Here is a 223-nt window from a genome sequence, read left to right as displayed (position 1 = left end):
GCCATACAAACCATGCCAGATATTTTGAGATAACATCTGAGCGGATTTTAAACAAAGCGAAAATTTGAGCAACGGAATTTTGAGTATTAGCGAAAAATTCGTTGGCGATATAATTTCGCAGAAATCATTTTATTTTTGAGAGTTTGATCCTGGCTCAGGATGAACGCTGGCGGCGTGCCTAACACATGCAAGTCGAGCGATTCTCTTCGGAGAAGAGCGGCGG

Annotated in this window: 1 rRNA gene; it reads left to right on the top strand. The window is 42.6% G+C overall.

Annotation, left to right across the window (positions count from 1 at the left end):
- Positions 1-131: 131 nt before the first annotated feature.
- Positions 132-223, top strand: a 16S ribosomal RNA gene (locus ACK2WN_RS12455); the annotation flags it as partial.

The sequence above is a fragment of the Peptacetobacter sp. AB800 genome (assembly GCF_047807365.1).
Lineage (GTDB): Bacteria > Bacillota > Clostridia > Peptostreptococcales > Peptostreptococcaceae > Peptacetobacter.
The sequence above is the reverse complement of the archived record's forward strand: the minus strand, read 5'-3'. Positions and strand labels throughout refer to the sequence as shown.